Source organism: Marinobacter manganoxydans MnI7-9 (assembly GCF_000235625.1).
GTDB classification, from domain to species: domain Bacteria; phylum Pseudomonadota; class Gammaproteobacteria; order Pseudomonadales; family Oleiphilaceae; genus Marinobacter; species Marinobacter manganoxydans.
The window spans coordinates 220,801-239,486 of sequence record NZ_AGTR01000084.1 but is presented as its reverse complement, the minus strand read 5'-3'; the positions used below and the strand labels follow the sequence as shown (position 1 = coordinate 239,486).

Annotated in this window: 18 protein-coding genes; 8 read left to right on the top strand and 10 right to left on the bottom strand. The window is 58.3% G+C overall.

Going from position 1 to position 18,686, the window contains the following annotated elements:
* The first annotated feature begins 77 nt into the window (after nt 1-77).
* The 4 genes from KYE_RS18020 to KYE_RS18005 all read left to right on the top strand — a co-directional run bounded on the left by KYE_RS18020 (nt 78) and on the right by KYE_RS18005 (nt 7,396).
* Nucleotides 78-2,267: a TRAP transporter permease gene (locus KYE_RS18020; protein WP_008176319.1), complete on the top strand. Its 2,190-nt coding sequence runs from the start codon at nt 78-80 to the stop codon at nt 2,265-2,267.
* Nucleotides 2,268-2,383: 116 nt separating this feature from the next.
* Nucleotides 2,384-4,198 carry a sensor histidine kinase gene (locus KYE_RS18015; RefSeq protein ID WP_008176317.1) on the top strand — a complete coding sequence of 605 codons (1,815 nt, stop codon included), beginning with the start codon at nt 2,384-2,386 and terminating at the stop codon, nt 4,196-4,198.
* Nucleotides 4,195-5,547 (top strand): sigma-54-dependent transcriptional regulator, encoded by a 1,353-nt coding sequence (locus KYE_RS18010; RefSeq protein WP_008176315.1) that lies wholly within the window; start codon nt 4,195-4,197, stop codon nt 5,545-5,547. The genes KYE_RS18015 and KYE_RS18010 overlap by 4 nt, the downstream gene beginning before the upstream one ends.
* Nucleotides 5,548-5,701: 154 nt before the next feature.
* Nucleotides 5,702-7,396: a methyl-accepting chemotaxis protein gene (locus tag KYE_RS18005; RefSeq protein WP_008176313.1), complete on the top strand. Its 1,695-nt coding sequence runs from the start codon at nt 5,702-5,704 to the stop codon at nt 7,394-7,396.
* Nucleotides 7,397-7,472: 76 nt separating this feature from the next.
* On the opposite strand, the gene KYE_RS18000 is transcribed toward KYE_RS18005, so the two are convergent.
* The 3 genes from KYE_RS18000 to KYE_RS17990 form a co-directional block, all read right to left on the bottom strand.
* The gene (locus tag KYE_RS18000; RefSeq protein WP_008176310.1) at nt 7,473-8,858 is read right to left on the bottom strand and encodes a PhoH family protein; all 1,386 of its coding nucleotides are present in this window, start codon (nt 8,856-8,858) and stop codon (nt 7,473-7,475) included.
* A gap of 24 nt (nt 8,859-8,882) precedes the next feature.
* Nucleotides 8,883-9,374 (bottom strand): HPP family protein, encoded by a 492-nt coding sequence (locus KYE_RS17995; protein ID WP_008176308.1) that lies wholly within the window; start codon nt 9,372-9,374, stop codon nt 8,883-8,885.
* Between the two features lie 82 nt (nt 9,375-9,456).
* Nucleotides 9,457-10,191 carry an START domain-containing protein gene (locus KYE_RS17990; RefSeq protein WP_008176305.1) on the bottom strand — a complete coding sequence of 245 codons (735 nt, stop codon included), beginning with the start codon at nt 10,189-10,191 and terminating at the stop codon, nt 9,457-9,459.
* Between the two features lie 137 nt (nt 10,192-10,328).
* On the opposite strand from KYE_RS17990, the gene KYE_RS17985 reads away from it, so the two are divergent.
* Nucleotides 10,329-11,336 (top strand): DUF2804 domain-containing protein, encoded by a 1,008-nt coding sequence (locus tag KYE_RS17985; RefSeq protein WP_008176303.1) that lies wholly within the window; start codon nt 10,329-10,331, stop codon nt 11,334-11,336.
* A gap of 41 nt (nt 11,337-11,377) precedes the next feature.
* On the opposite strand, the gene minE is transcribed toward KYE_RS17985, so the two are convergent.
* The 5 genes from minE to KYE_RS17960 all read right to left on the bottom strand — a co-directional run bounded on the left by minE (nt 11,378) and on the right by KYE_RS17960 (nt 13,948).
* Nucleotides 11,378-11,629, bottom strand: coding sequence for a cell division topological specificity factor MinE (minE, locus tag KYE_RS17980; protein ID WP_008176301.1), 252 nt, complete (start codon nt 11,627-11,629; stop codon nt 11,378-11,380).
* A gap of 3 nt (nt 11,630-11,632) precedes the next feature.
* A complete protein-coding gene (gene minD / locus KYE_RS17975; protein ID WP_008176299.1) occupies nt 11,633-12,445 on the bottom strand; it encodes a septum site-determining protein MinD in 813 nt (270 codons plus the stop codon).
* 77 nt (nt 12,446-12,522) lie between these two features.
* Nucleotides 12,523-13,284, bottom strand: coding sequence for a septum site-determining protein MinC (gene minC, locus KYE_RS17970; protein WP_008176297.1), 762 nt, complete (start codon nt 13,282-13,284; stop codon nt 12,523-12,525).
* Nucleotides 13,281-13,670, bottom strand: coding sequence for a HopJ type III effector protein (locus tag KYE_RS17965; protein ID WP_008176295.1), 390 nt, complete (start codon nt 13,668-13,670; stop codon nt 13,281-13,283). The genes minC and KYE_RS17965 overlap by 4 nt, the downstream gene beginning before the upstream one ends.
* A complete protein-coding gene (locus KYE_RS17960; RefSeq protein ID WP_008176293.1) occupies nt 13,670-13,948 on the bottom strand; it encodes a DUF1244 domain-containing protein in 279 nt (92 codons plus the stop codon). The genes KYE_RS17965 and KYE_RS17960 overlap by 1 nt, the downstream gene beginning before the upstream one ends.
* Before the next feature lie 115 nt (nt 13,949-14,063).
* Between KYE_RS17960 and dinB the strand changes: the two genes are divergently transcribed.
* Nucleotides 14,064-15,128 carry a DNA polymerase IV gene (gene dinB / locus KYE_RS17955; protein ID WP_008176291.1) on the top strand — a complete coding sequence of 355 codons (1,065 nt, stop codon included), beginning with the start codon at nt 14,064-14,066 and terminating at the stop codon, nt 15,126-15,128.
* Nucleotides 15,129-15,131: 3 nt separating this feature from the next.
* Here dinB and KYE_RS17950 read toward each other — a convergent pair whose 3' ends face one another.
* Complete coding sequence (locus KYE_RS17950) at nt 15,132-15,710, bottom strand: phosphatase PAP2 family protein (RefSeq protein ID WP_008176289.1); 579 nt, start codon at nt 15,708-15,710, stop codon at nt 15,132-15,134.
* Nucleotides 15,676-16,884 carry a glycosyltransferase family 4 protein gene (locus KYE_RS17945; protein WP_008176287.1) on the bottom strand — a complete coding sequence of 403 codons (1,209 nt, stop codon included), beginning with the start codon at nt 16,882-16,884 and terminating at the stop codon, nt 15,676-15,678. The genes KYE_RS17950 and KYE_RS17945 overlap by 35 nt, the downstream gene beginning before the upstream one ends.
* A 126-nt stretch (nt 16,885-17,010) precedes the next feature.
* Here KYE_RS17945 and KYE_RS17940 point away from each other — a divergent pair, with 126 nt between their 5' ends.
* Nucleotides 17,011-18,048, top strand: coding sequence for an NADP(H)-dependent aldo-keto reductase (locus KYE_RS17940; RefSeq protein ID WP_008176285.1), 1,038 nt, complete (start codon nt 17,011-17,013; stop codon nt 18,046-18,048).
* Between the two features lie 226 nt (nt 18,049-18,274).
* Nucleotides 18,275-18,598 carry a hypothetical protein gene (locus tag KYE_RS17935; protein ID WP_008176283.1) on the top strand — a complete coding sequence of 108 codons (324 nt, stop codon included), beginning with the start codon at nt 18,275-18,277 and terminating at the stop codon, nt 18,596-18,598.
* Nucleotides 18,599-18,686 lie beyond the last annotated feature (88 nt).

Here is an 18,686-nt window from a genome sequence, read left to right as displayed (position 1 = left end):
GGAGGCTGCCCTGCAGCCTCCTGCAATGTATGGCCAGCCGAGTTCTGGCTCCGATTTGCCTGCAAGCAGGGTGTGTCATGACTACCGAACAAGATTCCAAAGACCTTCCGGACATTGAAGTGGGCGAAGACCATGTACTCGCGCACAACGTGGACGAGGAACCGGTCGAAGCCAACCGCCGGCTTTTCGAAGGCGGCCTGCTGAAATTCGTCGCGCTGCTGGCGATAGCCTATTCAACCTTTCACCTGTATTCCCTGAACATAGCGCCCCTGGAAACCTGGTCGTTCCGGATTGTGCACATTGCCGGTGCCCTGGTGCTGGGTTTCGTTCTGTTTGCCGGCGCCCGGTTTGTGTCATCGGAAGAGGGCGGCGCACGCCACCGGTGGACAACCTGGATCAGTGCCGGTGCCATGCTGCCGGCTCTCTATGTGTTGTATCAGACATTTTCGTTCTGGCAGATGGTTCAGAACGGCGCCATGCGGATTCCGGTCGAACTGGAGGTGTGGCACTTTGGCTGGCCGCTGCTGGCGGCGACCGGTGTTGGCATTGTCATGAGCTGGTTTCATCAGCGCGAGCGATCGGTATTCAGTGTGCCCGACCTGGTGTTGATCGTCTGCTCGCTGGCCGTGGCCGCCTATTTCCTGGTGGTTTATAACACGTCCATGCGGATGTCGACCGGCACCTCCTTTGCGCCGGTGGGTATCTCGTTTGCAGCCATTGCCGGCACGGCCCTGATCATGGAACTTACCCGGCGCGTGGCGGGGATGGCACTGGTGATCATCGGTCTGGTGTTTCTGGCCTATGTTTTCGCAGGACCCTACCTGCCAGGTTTCCTCGGTTACCCGGGGCTTTCGGTTCAGCGTTTCTTCAGTCAGGTGTATACCGATGCCGGAATCCTTGGGCCGACCACGGCGGTGTCTTCGACATACATTATTCTGTTCATCATTTTTGCCGCCTTCCTGCAGTCCTCGAAGGTGGGTGACTACTTCGTGAACTTTGCCTTTGCGGCGGCCGGCCGTTCCCGGGGTGGCCCGGCCAAGGTATCGATCTTTGCATCGGGCCTGATGGGTATGATCAACGGCACCAGTGCCGGCAACGTGGTATCCACCGGCTCCCTGACGATTCCATTGATGAAGAAGGTGGGCTACAGCAAGCAATCCGCAGGCGCTGTCGAGGCGGCCGCGTCTACCGGTGGACAGATCATGCCACCGATCATGGGCGCCGGCGCCTTTATCATGGCGGAGATTACCGGCATTCCCTACACCGAGATTGCCATTGCGGCGATCATTCCGGCGATCCTGTATTTTGCCTCGGTTTACTTCATGGTGGATTTTGAAGCCGCCAAGACCGGCATGCGCGGCATGCGTGAAGACGAGCTGCCAAAGCTCAGAACCATGATGAAGCAGTGCTATCTGTTCGTGCCGATCATAATTCTGATTGTTGCCTTGTTCATGGGCTATTCGGTGATCCGGGCCGGCACCCTGGCGACCGTTTCTGCCGCGGTCGTGAGCTGGCTGTCGCCCAACAAGATGGGTCTGCGGCATATCCTTCAGGCACTGGAAATTGCTTCCTATATGGCGATCCAGATTATCGTGGTGTGCGCAGCGGCCGGGGTAATCGTGGGCGTGATTTCGCTGACGGGAGTGGGCGCGCGCTTCTCTGTGCTGTTGCTGGACGTTGCGGCCACGAGCCAGTTGCTGGCACTGATCTTCGCCATGTTCATTTCCATTCTACTGGGTATGGGGATGCCGACCACGGCGGCCTATGCGGTAGCTGCCTCGGTGGTCGCGCCCGGCCTTGTCCAGTTGGGTATTGAACCGCTGACGGCGCACTTCTTCGTGTTCTACTTCGCTGTAGTCTCCGCGATCACACCGCCGGTTGCGCTGGCCTCCTATGCCGCTGCAGGCATATCGGGCGCCAATGCCATGGAAACCTCCGTGGCCTCGTTCCGGATTGGCATCGCAGCATTCATCGTGCCTTTCATGTTCTTCTACAACGGCGCGTTGTTGATGGAAGCCGGCTGGTTCGAGATCGCGAGGGCACTGGTAACCGCAACCTTTGGCGTTTACATGCTTTCTGGCGGCGTGCTCGGTTGGTTTGCGAGCATTTCCGCGTCCTGGATAACGCGACTCCTGCTGATTGCGGCCGCGTTGCTGATGATCGAGGGAGGGCTCTGGACGGATCTCACCGGTATTGCCCTGGCGGTCCTGGCGTTCGTCATCCAGAAGCAGCGTAAAACTCGCCTTGCCACAGCTGGCGCCCTGTAACGGGGGCTTGCTGGCTGCGTCAGAACAACCGTGCCGTGGAAGCATCGCACGGTTGTTCTGCACCCGGCCTGGCTATACTCTAGCGGCTTTCCGCGGTTTTTCGGGAACCGGACCCTATGCCTTACCGTATTGGCGTTTTTCTCCTTTTCGTGGCGACCCTGGTGACCGCCTGGCTGCTCGGTGGCTGGGTTGGATACCGGCAGGTGGAGCAGGAGAGCCTGGAGGAGTCCTTCCGATATCGCCAGTTGGTGGCCAACGAACTGAACCGATATCTCCCGGTGCCCGAGCTGATGGCAGAGCATCCGTTATTGCAGCGGGCGCTGGAGGCGCCTGACAATCCCTCTGCTATTCTCGCGGCCAATGAACAGATGCAGCGCATGGCCACTATCGTAGGCAGTTCGGATGTCTACCTGATGGATACTCGCGGCCTGACGATCGCAGCCAACAACTACCTGCAGCCAGACAGTTTTGTCGGGCGGAATTTCAATTTCCGGCCGTATTTCTATGAGGCGATGGAATCGGGCGATTCGGCGATCTATTTCGCCCTCGGCCTGATGTCTGGCGTGCGGGGTCTGTATTTCTCGCATCCGGTTCGGGACGAGGGCGGCGAGATTATCGGGGTGGTCGCCGTGAAGGTTCTGGTTCATGAACTGGAATCCCAATGGGATCGCCCTACCGGCTTGCGAGAGGCGGAGATGGTCGTGCTTGATCATAATGGCATCAGTTTTCTCGCGAGCAGGCAGGACTGGCTCTACCGCAATTTCTCGGGGATGGCCGATGCCGTGCCCGACGAGTATTCCCGCCGGCGTTATCCAGACCGTGATTTGACGCCAATGGCACTGAAAACGTTGGGAACCCCATGGGGGCTTCTGGAGCAGTCAGCAACGGTCCGCATCCAGGACAGTGGCAAACCCCGGGAATATCTAAGCGTAAGCACGCCTCTGCCAAGGATGGACTGGACGCTTCAAGTCATGGTGAGCACTCGCTCGGTCGTCTGGACCCGGTTGGGTTTTGCGGTCGGTGGCGCAGCGCTGTTCTTTGGCGGCCTGTTGACCTGGCTGTACCTGCGCGAGCGCTACCGGCGCGAGGCTGAACTGGCTCTTCGGGGCGAGCAGCTGGAGCGAAGCGTGGCCGAGCGAACCGCAGACCTGGAGAACTCCAATCGCAAACTGGTGGAGGAGATCCGGGAGCGAGAACGCACCCAAACCGAGCTGCGGGAAACACAGCAGGAGCTGATCCAGGCTGCAAAACTGGCGGTGCTGGGCCAGATGTCCGCGGGCCTCAACCATGAAATGAACCAGCCTCTGACGGCCATTCAGACCTATGCTCGAAACAGCCGCCGCTTCCTTGAGAAAGGTGCCGGGGAGATGGTGGATGCTAACCTGTCAGAAATCATCCTGCTGTGTGACAAGATGGCGGAGCTGACCCGGCAGTTCAAGGTTTTTGCGCGCAAATCCGAAGGCCCGCCAGCGGTGGTGGATCTCCGGCAACCGATTGACGCATCCCTGAAGATTATCGTTGCCCAGCAATCGAGTTCGGAAATCGATATCCAGTGGCACCGTCCGGACTCGCCGGTGATGTGCCACGGTGACCTGATACGGATAGAGCAGGTTATGGTTAACCTGATGGCGAATGCGGTTCAGGCGGTAGAGGGCGGTGCACGGCCGGAAATCCGGATTGATATAGAAGAAACCGAGCAGCACTGGAAATGCCTGGTGCGCGATAACGGGCCCGGATTGCAGGGCGACACCGAACAGATTTTCGAGCCCTTTTTTACCACCAAATCGGTCAAGCAGGGACTGGGTCTTGGACTTTCCATATCTCGCCAGATTGTGGATGCACTGGGTGGCAGCCTGACCGGTCGTAACCGCCGGGATGGGCCGGGCGCAGAATTCGTCGTAACCCTCAAGAAGCGGGAGGCCATGGAATGACAGAACCCTCGGTAATCTTTGTGGACGACGATCCACACATCCGCCAGGCCATTGCCCAGACACTGACCCTGGAGGAGTTGCCGGTCAGCTGCTTCGAAGATGCGCCATCGGCGCTGGGGCATATCAACGCCGACTACGACGGCGTGGTTCTCTGCGACTACAACATGCCGGAGATGAACGGCCTGGAGATGCTGGACCGGCTTCGAGCTATCGATGACACCATTCCCGTGATCATTCTTACCGGGCAGGGCGACATAAGCACGGCGGTAACAGCCATGCAGCAGGGCGCTTATGATTTTATCGAGAAGCCGTTTGATCATGATGAACTGATAGAGCTGCTCCGCCATGCCCTGGAAAAACGGCATCTCGCCCTCGAGAACCGGAGACTGAAAGCACAGCTGCGGCACCTGGCCAGACCCGGTCCACGGATGTTGGGGGATTCGCCGTTGATGCAAAAGGTCATGGCGACCATTGATCCCATCCTCGACATCTCGGCCAATATTCTTCTGCACGGGGAAACAGGGTCCGGGAAGGATGCGCTGGCCCGATACATTCATGAGAACAGTGGACGCAGTGCCCACAACTTTGTAGCAATCAACTGCGGCGCGGTGCCCGAGAACCTGATTGAAAGCGAGTTGTTTGGCCATGAGGCCGGGGCGTTCACCGGGGCTGAAAAGCGCCGTATCGGCAAGATCGAGCACGCCCACAAGGGCACCCTGTTCCTGGATGAGGTTGAGAGTATGCCCGTGCCCTTGCAGGTGAAACTCCTGCGGGTGCTGGAAGAACAACGGGTCGAGCGTCTGGGCAGCAATCAGGTTCAGGAGGTGGATGTCCGGATCATTGCCGCCACCAAGGCAGATTTGAAAAAACTCAGTGACGACGGCGAATTCCGGCCTGATCTCTATTACCGGCTGAATGTGGTCAAAGTTGACATCCCGCCGTTGAGAGAGCGGAAAGAGGACATCCCGCTGCTGTTCCATCATTTCGTGCTGATTGCCGCGGCCCGTTACGATCGGGAGAGCATACCGCTTGATGCTGGTCAGGCAGCCCGGCTGATGCAACATTCATGGCCCGGCAACGTTCGCGAACTTCGGAACCTGGCTGAACGTTATGTCCTGCTGGGGCCGGCAGCGCTGGATGAGAACGAACCTGCGGATACGGCCAATGTGGCGGGTCGACAGACGCTCGCCGAAATGATGGACGGTTTCGAGCGTTCTGCCATTATCAGCGCCCTGAATGCCAGTCATGGCAGCATCAAGGACACCATGGTCCAGCTCGGTATTGCCCGGAAAACCCTGTACGACAAGATGCGCAAGCATGGGTTGGACAAAGCCCAGTTCAAGGATTGATGAGCAACAAAAATTTACCGGCATGGTTACAGGCTGGAAACAAACTACGCAGTATCATCAATGATATTGCCCCCGGTTTTTGCGTAGTCTTTGCGACTTTTTCCATGCCGGATCGCCCGGCGAATTGATCACTTAACCAAAAAGACTACCAGTCATGAAAAACCTGACCATCCAGACACGGGTACTGTTGCTGGCCCTGGTGCCGGTGATTGTGCTCACGGCATTCCTGACCAGTTACAACCTTAACCAGGCCAGTGCTATTGGCGAAGAGGCCGTTGCCGGTTTCTCCTCCGATATGGAAGAGAGTAAACGCCAGGAACTGCAGAATTATCTGGCCGTTGCAAAGTCTTCCATCGAGCATCTCTATAATCAGCCTGGGTCCGCAGACGATCCGGAGGTGCGCGAGAAAGCGTGGGAGATCCTGCGACAGCTTCGTTTTAACGATTCGGGAAGCACCGGTTATTTTTTTGCGTATGACACCCGGGGTGTCAATGTGATGCACGGCGTCAACCAGTCTCTGGAAGGCAAAAATCTCTGGGACTTCCAGGATCCCAACGGAACCTTCCTGATTCGTGAGCTGGTAAAGGCGGCGCGCAATGGCGGCGGTTATGTGCCTTATGGTTGGAAAAACAGCGAAACCGGACAAGTAGCGCCCAAGCTGGGCTATGCGGAAATGCTGCCCAAGTGGGGTGTGATGATCGGCACCGGCTTCTGGATTGACGGCCTTGAGGCCCAGGTAGCGGCGATGGAAAGCCAGGTGGGGACTTCACTCGAGGACGCCGTGATAGGCTCAGTCAGCACCTCACTTGTCGCATTGGCGCTGATCGTCCTGCTTGCCCTGATCGTGGTCCGCAGCATCATTCGGCCCCTGAAATCGGCCGTGTCGGCAATGAATGACATCGCCAGCGGCGATGGCGACCTGACCCGTCGTCTTGACGTTTCCGGCAAGGATGAGCTTGGACAGTTGGCGACTGCCTTTAACAGTTTCGCCGACCAGGTGCACGGACTGGTTGAACGCGTGCTGTCGTCTACCCGCACGCTGAACGAGGCCACGGCTGATTTGAACCAGGTCATGACTGAAGCCGAGCAGGGCGTCGAGCGACAGAAATCCGAGAGTGATCAGGTGGCAACGGCGATGAACGAAATGACCGCAGCTGCCCAGGAGGTTGCGAGCAACGCGAGTGAAGCCTCCACGGCCGCCGATCATGCCAATGGACAGGTTTGCGATGCCCAGGGCCTGGTACATCAGGCTACCGAAGTTATTGGCGGGCTCTCCGAGCAGGTGGGAGAGGGCGCTCGGGTTATCGAGCAGCTTGGCACTGACTCTCGCCGGATTGATAGCGTACTGGAGGTCATTCGCGAAATTGCTGATCAGACCAACCTGTTGGCCCTCAACGCTGCGATCGAAGCGGCACGGGCCGGCGAGGCCGGTCGGGGTTTTGCCGTGGTGGCTGACGAAGTTCGAACGCTGGCTCGCCGGACCCAGCAGAGCACCCAGGAAATCCAGGATATGATTGAGCGGCTTCAGTCTGGGGCAGGGAATGCGGTCAAGGTAATTGCTTCCATCAGTGAGCGCAGCGAAGCGACCGTGGAAGAAACCCGGCAGGTCAACGATGCGCTGCAGCGCATTGGTCAGGCTGTGGCAACGATCACGGACATGAATACACAGATTGCCAGCGCAGCCGAAGAGCAGACCAGCGTTTCCGAGACCATTAATCAGAACGTGCATGAGATCGTCGCGATTACCGAACAGACGGCGCAGGGAACCCGTCGGGCCGGAGATGCAACTCAACGGCTGAAGAACCTGGCGTCCGAGATGTCAGAGCAGGTCAGTCGGTATCGGGTGTAGGCATTACTGATTAAGTGAGAAAGGGGCAGAACTCGGGTTCTGCCCCTTTTTTTCGTTCTTTAAATGCTCGCCAATGTCAGAGATTGGCTTCGGCAAATTCTGCCAGTAGCGACCGGGGAACACCCTGCAGGTGGATGTGGGCGCCATGTCGAAAGCGCTTGAATCGTTCGGTCATGTAGGTGAGGCCCGAACTCAGGGCACTCAGGTAGGGCGTATCGATCTGCGCAAGGTTGCCGAGGCAGATCACCTTTGACCCGTTGCCAGCCCGGGTAATGATGGTCTTGATCTGATGGGGCGTCAGGTTCTGTGATTCATCGATAATGATCAGGCTGTGCTGGAAGCTGCGGCCCCGGATGTAATTCATGGATTTGAAGTGCAGGGGCACCTTGCTGAGGATGTAGTCGACGCTGGCGGTCATGTTCTCGTCGTCCTCGTGGAGGGCTTCCAGGTTGTCGACGATGGCGCCCAGCCAGGGCTCCATTTTCTCGGCTTCAGTTCCGGGCAGGAACCCGATGTCCTCGTCGAGGCCCTGGGTGGAGCGGGTGGCAATAATGCGCTTGTAGAGCTTGCTGGCCACGGTCATCTCGATACACGCAGCCAGCGCCAGGATGGTTTTGCCCGAGCCGGCGGAGCCGGTGAGGTTGACCAGGTGGATGTCCGGGTCCAGGAGCAGGTTCAGCGCCATGGCCTGATAGATGTCCCGGGGAACCAGGCCCCAGACTTCCTCGTTCATCAGGTCGTGTTGGTGCAGGTCCTTGATGATCAACTGGTCGTCGGAGAGGTCCACCACCTTGCCGACGAAACCCATTTGATCGATGACGAATTCATTGATGTTCAGCTTCGCCAGCTCGCCTTCCCGCTTGAGGATATGTTCGGTCGAACCCTCCCGCTGAACAGTCTCCACTTTCTCGATGGTGTCCCAGAAGGAGTTGGGGAATTCCCGGTAGCCCTTGGGCAGAAGATCAATGTCATCGAGCAACTGGTCGTTGTGGTAGTCCTGAGCTTCGACGCCGAAGCCCCTTGCCTTGAGGCGCATGTTAATGTCTTTCGACACCAGGATAATGTCCCGGGACTTGTGGCGGTTCTGGAGAGCAGCCAGGGTGTTGATGATCTTGTTGTCGTTCAGATGCTCTGGCAGCGAATTGTTGCCACTGTCACCGGTGCTCATCAGGATCGAAAGAGTGCCCAGGGGTTCGGCCTTCTTGCCACGCACGATGGGAACACCTTTCTCGATCACCTTCGGGCTGGCATCGCCCAGCAACTTATCGATGTTGCGGATGGCCTGACGGCAGTCAGCGGCCACGGCTTGCTTGCCGGATTTGAGGCTGTCGAGTTCTTCGAGGACCGTCATCGGGATGATGACATCGTGTTCTTCAAAGTTGAGGAGGGCGTTCGGGTCGTGGATCAGGACGTTGGTGTCGAGGACGTACATCTTTCGGCGAGCTTGCGGTGCTCTGGGCATAAGTGGCGCTACCTCTCTGGTGGCTCAGTCGTTATCGGCGCAGCGTTGCGTGAGTTCCTCATCCGAGATCACTTTCAGCATATCGTAAGTCGTTATGATGCCGGTAATTTTTGAATCATTGGTGACAAAAATCCGGTGCAGGTGCTCGCGCATCATGATATTCGCAATGTCGCGCACCGGCGTCTTCTCGTCAACCGATAAAACGATGGGGGTCATGATGTCCCGGACTTCTACCGGCACCTTGCCCATTTCCTCAAAGATCACCATTCGCAGGCGTCGGGCTTCCTCCCGCTCTTCGGGAGTCAGATGCCGGTCCGCATCGGAGCGCGTGGCGTTCCAACGGAATTCGGTGATGTCTTTAAGAGTGGCAATGCCGACAATTTCGCCGTCGTCATCGGTGACGGGGCTGCCGGTTATCTCGTTGTCGGTGAGGAAGCGGGCCAACCGGTCCATGGTCCAGGATTGCGGGACGGCCTTGATGCTGGGTGTCATGATCTCGTAGGCGAGAACGGTCATTGATCTGGGCTGCCTTCTAGAGTCCTTTCATAAAGCTTAGCGCGTGATACTCCGCGCGTCATCCCTTACTGTGCGCCGGGACTCAGGGTTTGTTCATGCGAAGGCCGGTCAGTTGGCCCTGCTCGTCATAAACTAGCTGGTACCCCTGGTACTTTTTACTGTTGGCAACGCGTTCCAGCGCTTCCATCGACCTCACGGGAATATCCACCAGCAGGGAGTTCACCAGCCAGCCGGGTAGCGCTCCGTTGGGGTCCGTGTGCTGGACCCACACCATCCGGGTGCTCTCCCCCTCTGGTGTGAACCGGTACAGGGTGTCCGAGCGATCGACTCTCACCCGGCTGCTGTTTTCCGCCCGCTGATCGGGCATGGCGTTCAGATCCATGACGATCTCACCGGAGGCCTGATCACCCCGTGTGCGTATGCGCAGGACATAGTCGCGGTCAGTAACCGGCCAGGGCATGTCATTCACGGAATAGGCAAAGCGATCTTGAAACACGCCATTGCCAAACCCATGGGATTCCGTGCAGTTGTGCACCCACTCGATGCAGGAACCGGGGTTGGCCATCACAGCCATCAGGTTTTCGATAGGCGCGTCGAGCACCGCCACGGCCTTGAAGGCCTTGAAGCTGGAGCCTGGCTGCTCGATGGTATAGACCCGGATGTGATCGGCTTCCTTGCGTAGCGTCCACGCCTCGTCGCTTTCACTGGGCAGTTCAGCACGGGCACTGGCGGCAACGGCAAACACCAGCAACGCACAGACAAGCCCACTTAGCACCGAGGCCCAGCCCGTAATGCCATGGGCTATGCTCTTTCTCATAGGGTACACTTCCTTGCAGATGGTGGGCCGAGTCTAGCATGGGGCTTTTGCCGGCATGGCCACGGAAACAGTGGATTGTGAACCAGGTAGCGACCTGTTGATTTGGTAACCGAAATTGGCCCGATCTGACGACGACTATGACCATTAAGAAACTTATCAACGGCAAAGGGCAGGTGATTCCGGGACTGTTGGATGAACCGGTAGAAGAGATCAACTATCTGGACTATGACCTGCGTACGGTGATGGACCGCCCGCGTTCAAAGCTGGCAAGACGCTGGCGGTTCAACCAGTTCCAGTTTGTCAGCGCCATGGGCCCGGGTTGGGTGTTTGGTCTGGCGGTGGTGGATCTGAAACTGCTGGGCAGCGGATTCTTCTATCTCTATGACTTCGAGACTGGCCAGATGTTGGAGCAGTCTTTCCTTCAGCCATTGGCCCGGCAAACCTGCATTGAGCCCCGGCCAGAGGAAGGGGTGACAAGGTTCAGCAAGGGCGACGTAGCCGTGCGAATTGCGCCTTCCGCGGATGGCCGGACAATTACGGTCTCGGCCCCGGGAGGTATCCGTATTGAACTGACGCTTTCAGAGGATCGGGACCCGCTCCGGCTGGTATGCCCGGCCGGCTACAATGGCTGGGTATTTACCCGCAAGTCGGCAGGCTTGCCGGTGGAAGGGGAAGTGCGCTGGGATCATCGTATCTGGCGCTGCGACGAGCAGACTCGGGGATCCATCGATTGGAGCTGTGGCTTCATGCGCCGAGAAACAGCCTGGAACTGGGCCTGCCTGGCTGGCCAGCTTGCGGATGGCCGGTCCGTGGGGTTGAACCTTGCCGCAGGGGTCAATGAGACGGGAATGACAGAAAATGCGCTCTGGCTGGATGGTGTCTGCCACAAACTGGGCGCGGCAAGGTTCCGTTTTGATCGCTATCAACCAGGCGGCGACTGGCATGTGAGCACGGAGGATGGTCGGGTCGATCTGCACTTTGTCCCCGCTGGTGTGCGCAAGGAAAAACTGGACGCCTGGGTACTGGCATCCAACTTCCGGCAGTACGTGGGCTCGTTCAGTGGAACGGTGACGGATGAGGCTGGCGGAAAAATTGAGGTTAAAGGTCTGCGGGGCCTGATGGAAGACCACTTTGCGAGGTGGTAAGAAATGGCCTGTCCCACCCGGGACAGGCCAGATAAAGCGGGTTATCGCTCCGGTAGCGTGACGTTCAGCTCCAGTACCGAGCAGCTCTCGTTGCGGTCTACCTCAACCTGAACCATGTCGTCGCTGATCTGAACGTACTTGCGAATGACTTCCAGCAGCTCCTGCTGCAGTTGGGGCAGGTAGTCCGGCTGATCACGCTGGCCCCGCTCGTGAGCCACGATAATCTGGAGGCGCTCTTTGGCCACGCTGGCGGTGTTCTTCTTTTTACCCTTGAAGTAATCGAGGAAACTCATCCCTTAGCCCCCCTTGAACATCCGTGAGAAGAAACCCTTCTTCTGGGACGTCATGAAACGGTGTTCCCGTTCCTCTCCCAGAAGGCGTGCAACCGCATCATCGTAGGCCTGGCCGGCATCGCTGTCCTCTTCGAGGATAACCGGCAAACCCTGGTTTGAAGCGTTCAGAACAATCTGGCTTTCCGGAATGACGCCCAGCAGAGGTATCGCGAGGATTTCCTCTACGTCCGCCACGGACAGCATCTCGCCCTTTTCGACACGGGACGGGTTGTAACGGGTCAGGAGCAGGTGTTCCTTGACCGGGTCCTGGCCCATTTCGGCTCGACGGGATTTGCTCTGCAGAATGCCCAGAATGCGGTCGGAATCCCGCACCGAAGACACTTCGGGATTGGTAACCACAATCGCCTCATCAGCGTAATACAGCGCCATCAGGGCACCATGCTCAATGCCGGCAGGAGAGTCGCAGACGATGTAATCGAAGGTCTCGGAAAGCTCGTTGATGACTTTCTCGACGCCATCTTTGGTCAGTGCTTCCTTTTCCCGGGTCTGGGAGGCTGGAAGGATGTACAGGGTATCGACCCGCTTGTCGCGGATCAGCGCCTGGTTCAGGGAGGCTTCGCCCTGGATCACGTTTACGAAGTCGTACACCACGCGACGCTCGCAGTTCATGATCAGGTCCAGGTTACGCAGGCCCACGTCAAAATCGATGACTACTGTCTTGTGGCCTCGCTTGGCAAGGCCGGTGCTGATCGAGGCGCTGGTGGTGGTTTTGCCAACGCCGCCCTTTCCTGAGGTAACGACAATAATTCTAGCCAAGGTTCTGTTCCTGTTTCTCGGTGGATTCGTCGTGTCTGCCGAATTATCCGGTCAAGTTATTGTGTTCAGCTCCAAAATCAGGCCTTGTCCAGTGGCGTTACCACCAGCAGGTCGTCCCTGAGCTGGATTTGCACAGCGCTTTTCCAGCCATTGTCCTGAAGATCTTCGGAGATTTTATAGTGTCCCGCGATGGACACAAGCTCCGCTTCCAGCGATTGACAGAAAACCCGTGCGGATTCTGCGCCATGGATGCCGGCCAGTGCCCGGCCCCGAAGCGGGCCGTAAACATGGATGTTGCCCGCCGCGAGCACTTCGGCACCGGCCTGCACCGGTGCCAGGATAACCAGGTCACCTTCCGGTGCGTGGATCTGTTGGCCGGAGCGGACCGGCTGGGAGATGATTTTGGCCGGAGGTGGGTCACCGGCAGCGCTTGTCGAGGCTGCAACAACTGCCGCTTCCGCTTCGTCCGCGGCCGCCTGTTCGGCTTCATGGGTGCGATCCCGCTGACCGTTGCCGGGCAGCAAGGCCAGTGCAGCGCCCCGGGCGAGACGGCGCTGGTCGTCGGTGCCACCGCGCACGCCAATCACATGGATGTGGTTACGCCGGCAGGTGCCGATCATCTTGAAAAAATCCAGTTCGCTGTCCAGCCCCTGGTATTTCTCCAGACTGATGATCAGCGGAATGTCCTTGAAGAAGCCGGGGGCCTGGCTGATCTTGTCTCGCAGTACTTCTTCAAATTCGCTGTCGTCAAAATAATAGAGCTCCAGGGCTGTCATGGACACGCTGGCGCTTTTTAGCTGAAAACCCTGTTTTACCCCGGAGGTGGCGGTATCGCTCATGAAGGAGTCTCTTCCCTGGTCATGTTGTCGGTTGGGTTGGGGCGCTGCCGGAGTGGCACGCCTTCGAATCGGATGCCTGACCACCCGGTGCTGATAAACTGGCGGATGTTGCCATGGCTCTCGCCGGTCGGGTCGTCCAGAACCTGCTGATAGTGCTCGGCAAACAGTTTGAGCGTGTCGACTTCGCTCAGGTTGCAGTACTGGCCAAGGCCAAAGATCCGGCAGGACCCGGCGTTCTCGCCCTCCGCGTTCACCAGCGGGCCGTTGCGGAAGCCGCAGGGCTGGTACTCAAAATGCTCTTCGATCAGCGCCAGGGAGTCTTTGAAGCTGGCATGACCAGCGTCCAGGGATGCCAGGTGGATCCTCACGGCATCATTGACACTCATTATTTATGATCCTGCTTGGGGCCTGTCTGGTAGAGGGCTTTCCAGTCCTCATAGGGCATGCCATAAATCTCCTCACGGGCTTGCGGATCAGAGATTTCGAAACCCCGCTCATCTGCCTCTGCCCGGTACCACTTGGACAGGCAGTTGCGGCAGAAACCCGCGAGGTTCATCAGGTCAATGTTCTGCACATCGGTGTTGTCACGCAGGTGTTTGACCAGGCGACGAAAAGCTGCGGCTTCAATTTCGGTGCGTTCTGCTTCAGGAATCGGGTTGCTCATGGTGGCCTCGCAATGGTTGATGCGCCGGTTGTTGGGGTTCCTGACATTCTCTGCATGTTAGCTTAAGATACAAGGCTGTATAAATGTACAGAAAGTCGACGCGAGCCCCCTGATTATGCCACAACGCAAGATCATCCATGTGGATTGTGACTGCTTCTACGCGGCCGTGGAGATGCGGGACGATCCCAGCCTCCGGGATGTGCCGCTGGCAGTGGGTGGTGATGGTGGCCGGGGCGTGGTAACCACCTGCAATTACAAGGCCCGCGCGTACGGTGTGCGTTCGGCGATGCCGGGTAGCGAGGCGCGTCGGCTGTGCCCGGGGCTGGTGACGGTACCGACGGACATGGGCCGGTACCGGGCGGTGTCACAGCAGGTGATGGCGATCCTGCGGGAGCTGACGGATCTGGTGGAACCTCTTTCCCTGGACGAGGCCTTTCTTGATGTCTCTGATGTGACCGATCACAAGGGCAGTGCCACCCTGATGGCTCGCCACCTTCGGGAGCGGGTGCGCCAGGAAGTGGGCATCACTATTTCCGCCGGCGTCGCGCCCAACAAGTTCCTCGCGAAAATCGCCAGCGACTGGGAAAAGCCGGACGGGCTGTTCGTGATTCGCCCGGAGGACGTTGAGGGCTTCGTGCAGGGATTGCCGGTTGAGAAGCTGTTTGGCGTAGGGCAGGTAACGGCCTCGAAACTGCACGCACTTGGCGTCAAAACCTGCGGCGACATGCAGGCGCAGGGGGCCGATGTTCTGATCGAGCGGTTCGGCAAACAGGGCTATCGCCTCCATGAGATGGCCCACGGGCGGGATGACCGGGCGGTGGTGGTGTCGCGGATTGCCAAGTCGGTCAGCGTCGAACGAACCTTTTCCCAGGATTTGCCGGACATGGCCGCCTGCGAGACCGTCATGGCCTCCCTGGTTGCAGATCTCAACCTCCGCCTGTCGCGCAAGGCCCGCCGGAAACCGATTCACAAGCTCTTTATCAAGATCCGGTACAGCGATTTTTCAACCCACACCCTGGAGCGAGTCCGGGAACAGGTTAAAGAGCCTGCCCTGGAAGATTATCTGCCGCTGTTGGCAGAACTGGTGACCAACCGGGAGCGACCGGTGCGGCTGCTGGGGCTGGGCGTGCGTTTTCGAAATGATGACGCCCCGGTTACCCAGTTGCGCCTGTTTGATTAGCGTTCAGACGGACCCGGCAAATATGGTCACGAAATCGGAGTGCAGCCAGCTCATGGCCACGTAACCCATCAGCCCACCGATCAGGGCGCCTGCGGCGACGTCGCTGGGGTAGTGCAGGCCCAGAACCACCCGTGATGCGGCGACACTGAGGGTGAAGGGAAGCACGATCAGCGCCAGCGCCGGTTCGGCCACGGTGAGCATAACCTGAAAGCAGGCGGCGTGAAGTGTGTGGCCGGAGGGAAAGCTGTAGCGGTCGAGGGGGGGTGTGCCGCAGTTGATGGCCGGAAAGGATATAAACGGTCGCTCCCGGATAAGCCAGCGCTTGAGCAACTTGTAGCTGAGGGTACAGGTGAGCCCCGTCAGCGCCATGAGCAGGGCCAGACCGGGGCCCGATTGCGGATAGAGAAAGGGAATGGAAAGGATCAGCGCGTACCAGAACCAGCCGTCTCCGAGTCGGCTTACCAGCCGGAAATAGCCAAGGGCTGGCCGGAAACGAACAGCGCGGTTAATAGACTGGCAGAAAGCGACTTCCCGCTGGTCTGCCAGTTCAAAGAAGCGAGATGCTTTGCTTGTTGATGGCATGGTATCCGGCCTTTGCGGTTTGGTTGAAAACCAGTTGTTCAAATTGTTCGATCTGCGAGTTCCAGTTCTGTTCCAGAGCGTCCAGCCTTGCCTGGGCCCTGATCCGGTTCAGCAAGGTTGGTTGATCGGCCAGGCGGAGAGCGCTGTCGACGTATGCTTCATCCTCGTCCAGAGGCACCTTCATGCCGTTTTCTTCGTGGCGTATGTGTTCGGCTGCGGCGGCGTCGTCAAAGCTGACGACGCCCAGTCCGCTGGCCATTGCCTCCAGCACCACGTTGCCGAAGGTGTCGGTTTTGCTCGGAAACAGGAAGAGGTCGCCTGAGGCGAAATGGCGTGCCAGGTCGTCGCCCCGGCGGGTGCCGCAGAACACGTAATCGGGGTGGCGTTCAGCCAGCTGGCGCCGTAGCGGGCCGTCGCCAACCAGTATGAACCTGGCCTGGGGGTGAAGGCCGCGAATACGTTCGAAGCAGGCAACCGCCATCCGAAGGTTCTTTTCCGGTGCAAGCCGGCCGACATACAGAATGGCGCGGTCATTGGCCTGTAAGCCCCAGGATTCCCGCAGTGCGCTGTCTCGCTTGTGGGGAGTAAAGCGATGACAGTCCACGCCCCGACTCCAGAGGCCGGTCGCCGGAATACCCATGGCGCGGGTTGTCTGCTGCATTTTTCGAGTCGGCACCAGGGTGATGGCCGTGCGGTTGTGGAACCATCGACCGTAGAGGCACAGCAGCCTCTCCAGCATGCCGACGCCATAATAACGGCTGTAACTGTGAAAATTTGTGTGGAAGCCCGAGCTGACCGGAATCCCTATCTGCCTTGCGGCTGTGGTCGCCGCAACGCCCAACGGGCCCTGAGTGGCAACGTAGACGGCATCGGGGCGGTCAGTGGTCAGGAGCTTTTTCAGATGGCCGGTTCGGGCGAGGCCAAAGCGCAGGTCGGCGTACCCGGGTAGCGGCAATCCGGTCACCACATGTTCACGGGAGAAGAGTGCCTCGCCAGCACTGGCAAAGTGGCCTTTGCGCTCATGCTGCTGTCGCGGCCGTATAACCGTTACCCGGTGCCCACGTTGCATCAGCCCCTGGCAAAGCTGCCTGAGCGTGTTTGCCACGCCATTGATTTCCGGCGGAAAAGTCTCCGAAACAATGGTAATGTGTTGTGAGCGCCGGTTGGCCTGCATGGTCTCGGTCACGGTGTTTCCTGTGCTTCCTTTGACATGCCCCTACTATGAAAAGCCGGCATGACAGTTATGCGACACTCCCGTGACATTCCCTTTACCCGTTAACCGAACCGAATCGGAGACGATATGCAAACGCGAAAGCTTGGAAAGACCGATCTCGACGTTACCCTGATTTGCCTGGGCACCATGACCTGGGGGGAGCAGAACACCGAAAAGGAAGCATTTGAACAGCTGGATTACGCAGTCGCCGAGGGTATCAACTTTATTGATGCCGCAGAGATGTACCCTGTGCCGCCCCGGGCGGAAACCCAGGGGCTGACCGAGACCTACCTGGGAAACTGGCTTGCAAGCAGGGGCAACCGCAACGAACTGGTAATTGCGTCGAAAGTGGCGGGACCGGGCAACGGACTGAAGTACCTGCGTAATGGTCCGCGCCTGACCCGGGATCATATTATGGAAGCCTGCGACGCCAGCCTGAAACGCCTGCAGACCGACTACATTGATCTGTACCAGGTGCACTGGCCGGATCGCAGCACGAACTTTTTCGGCAAGCTCGGTTACGAGCACAACCCGGAAGAATCTTTCACGCCGATCGAGGAAACACTCGAAGCGCTGAATGATCTGGTTCGGTCCGGGAAGGTCCGGCACATCGGACTGTCCAATGAGACGCCCTGGGGCACCATGGAGTACCTTCGTCTGTCCGGCGAGAAAGGCTGGCCGAGAGTGGCCAGTATCCAGAATCCCTACAACCTCCTGAATCGTTCATTTGAGGTGGGGATGGCGGAAATTGCCCACCGGGAACAGGCCGGTTTGCTCGCCTACTCACCGCTGGCTTTTGGCATGCTCTCCGGCAAATATCTGGGCGGCAAGTGGCCTGAAAAAGCCAGAATGACCCTGTATGAGCGTTTCAGTCGCTACACCGGCAGTCGTGGCATGGATGCCACCCAGGCCTATGTTGAGCTGGCTCGGCAGAACGGATTGTCTCCGGTCCAGATGGCGCTGGCTTACGTGAACAGCCGTAGCTTTGTGACCAGCAATATCATCGGAGCAACATCCATGGAGCAGCTGCGGGAAAACATAGGGTCCGCAAAGGTCACCCTGAGCCCCGAGGTACTGGAAGCGATAGAGGCCATTCATCAGGAATTCACCTACCCCTGCCCCTGAGCCCGCCGGCTTGGTTGGCTTGAACCCCCGGCTGAGAGGCGCTGGCCGGGGGTGCTGTTACAGTCTGAAATATCGGGGATCATAAATTGACAAAAAGATGCTGATGCCGTGACAAAAAGTCGGCGTCTTTGTGTGCAGATTCACATTTTTCCGGCTCTTAATCATTAGACTTAAGCCTAAGGTATCCGTAGACTCCCGTGTCGGAAAAAAGGTCTCAGGCAGTGTCATGATTATTCGAATCTTTGTTGCGTTACTCGCTCTCAATCTTGTTGCTTTCGTCGTTCGCGCCGAAGCATCCGAGCGCGTCTTCGAACAGGTCGAAAGCAAGACAGCCAGCGAGCAGATTTTCGAAATCCAGGAACGGGTTTCCGGTGATTTTGACGAGGACAGTTCCGATGCGTTTGCCGAAATCGGTTCCCGCCTGCTGAGCCTTACCTTCACCCGTTCGAAGCACTCCGGCAAGCATTATGCGTCAGATCCGGCCCAGGCCGACCATGGCATTGCGCTCCTGAACGAGGGTGCCTGCCTGAACCTGAAGTGGAACTTCTGAACCCCGCAATTCCCCGCACCCGGCAGTATCATCAAACCCCAGAATCATGATCTGGCGCATTGTCTGTGCCCGATGCTCGTGTGATCAT

Coding starts and splice junctions, on each gene's coding strand:
- KYE_RS18015 (WP_008176317.1), top strand. CDS start 2,384: ATGCCTTACCGTATTGGCGTTTTTCTCCTTTTCGTGGCGACCCTGGTG.
- minE (WP_008176301.1), bottom strand. CDS start 11,629: ATGAGTTTCCTCGATTACTTCAAGGGTAAAAAGAAGAACACCGCCAGC.
- KYE_RS18000 (WP_008176310.1), bottom strand. CDS start 8,858: ATGCCCAGAGCACCGCAAGCTCGCCGAAAGATGTACGTCCTCGACACC.
- KYE_RS17960 (WP_008176293.1), bottom strand. CDS start 13,948: ATGAGCAACCCGATTCCTGAAGCAGAACGCACCGAAATTGAAGCCGCA.
- KYE_RS18010 (WP_008176315.1), top strand. CDS start 4,195: ATGACAGAACCCTCGGTAATCTTTGTGGACGACGATCCACACATCCGC.
- KYE_RS17985 (WP_008176303.1), top strand. CDS start 10,329: ATGACCATTAAGAAACTTATCAACGGCAAAGGGCAGGTGATTCCGGGA.
- KYE_RS17945 (WP_008176287.1), bottom strand. CDS start 16,884: ATGCAGGCCAACCGGCGCTCACAACACATTACCATTGTTTCGGAGACT.
- KYE_RS17965 (WP_008176295.1), bottom strand. CDS start 13,670: ATGAGTGTCAATGATGCCGTGAGGATCCACCTGGCATCCCTGGACGCT.
- KYE_RS17950 (WP_008176289.1), bottom strand. CDS start 15,710: ATGCCATCAACAAGCAAAGCATCTCGCTTCTTTGAACTGGCAGACCAG.
- KYE_RS17935 (WP_008176283.1), top strand. CDS start 18,275: ATGATTATTCGAATCTTTGTTGCGTTACTCGCTCTCAATCTTGTTGCT.
- dinB (WP_008176291.1), top strand. CDS start 14,064: ATGCCACAACGCAAGATCATCCATGTGGATTGTGACTGCTTCTACGCG.
- KYE_RS17995 (WP_008176308.1), bottom strand. CDS start 9,374: ATGACCGTTCTCGCCTACGAGATCATGACACCCAGCATCAAGGCCGTC.
- minC (WP_008176297.1), bottom strand. CDS start 13,284: ATGAGCGATACCGCCACCTCCGGGGTAAAACAGGGTTTTCAGCTAAAA.
- KYE_RS17990 (WP_008176305.1), bottom strand. CDS start 10,191: ATGAGAAAGAGCATAGCCCATGGCATTACGGGCTGGGCCTCGGTGCTA.
- KYE_RS18020 (WP_008176319.1), top strand. CDS start 78: ATGACTACCGAACAAGATTCCAAAGACCTTCCGGACATTGAAGTGGGC.
- KYE_RS17940 (WP_008176285.1), top strand. CDS start 17,011: ATGCAAACGCGAAAGCTTGGAAAGACCGATCTCGACGTTACCCTGATT.
- KYE_RS18005 (WP_008176313.1), top strand. CDS start 5,702: ATGAAAAACCTGACCATCCAGACACGGGTACTGTTGCTGGCCCTGGTG.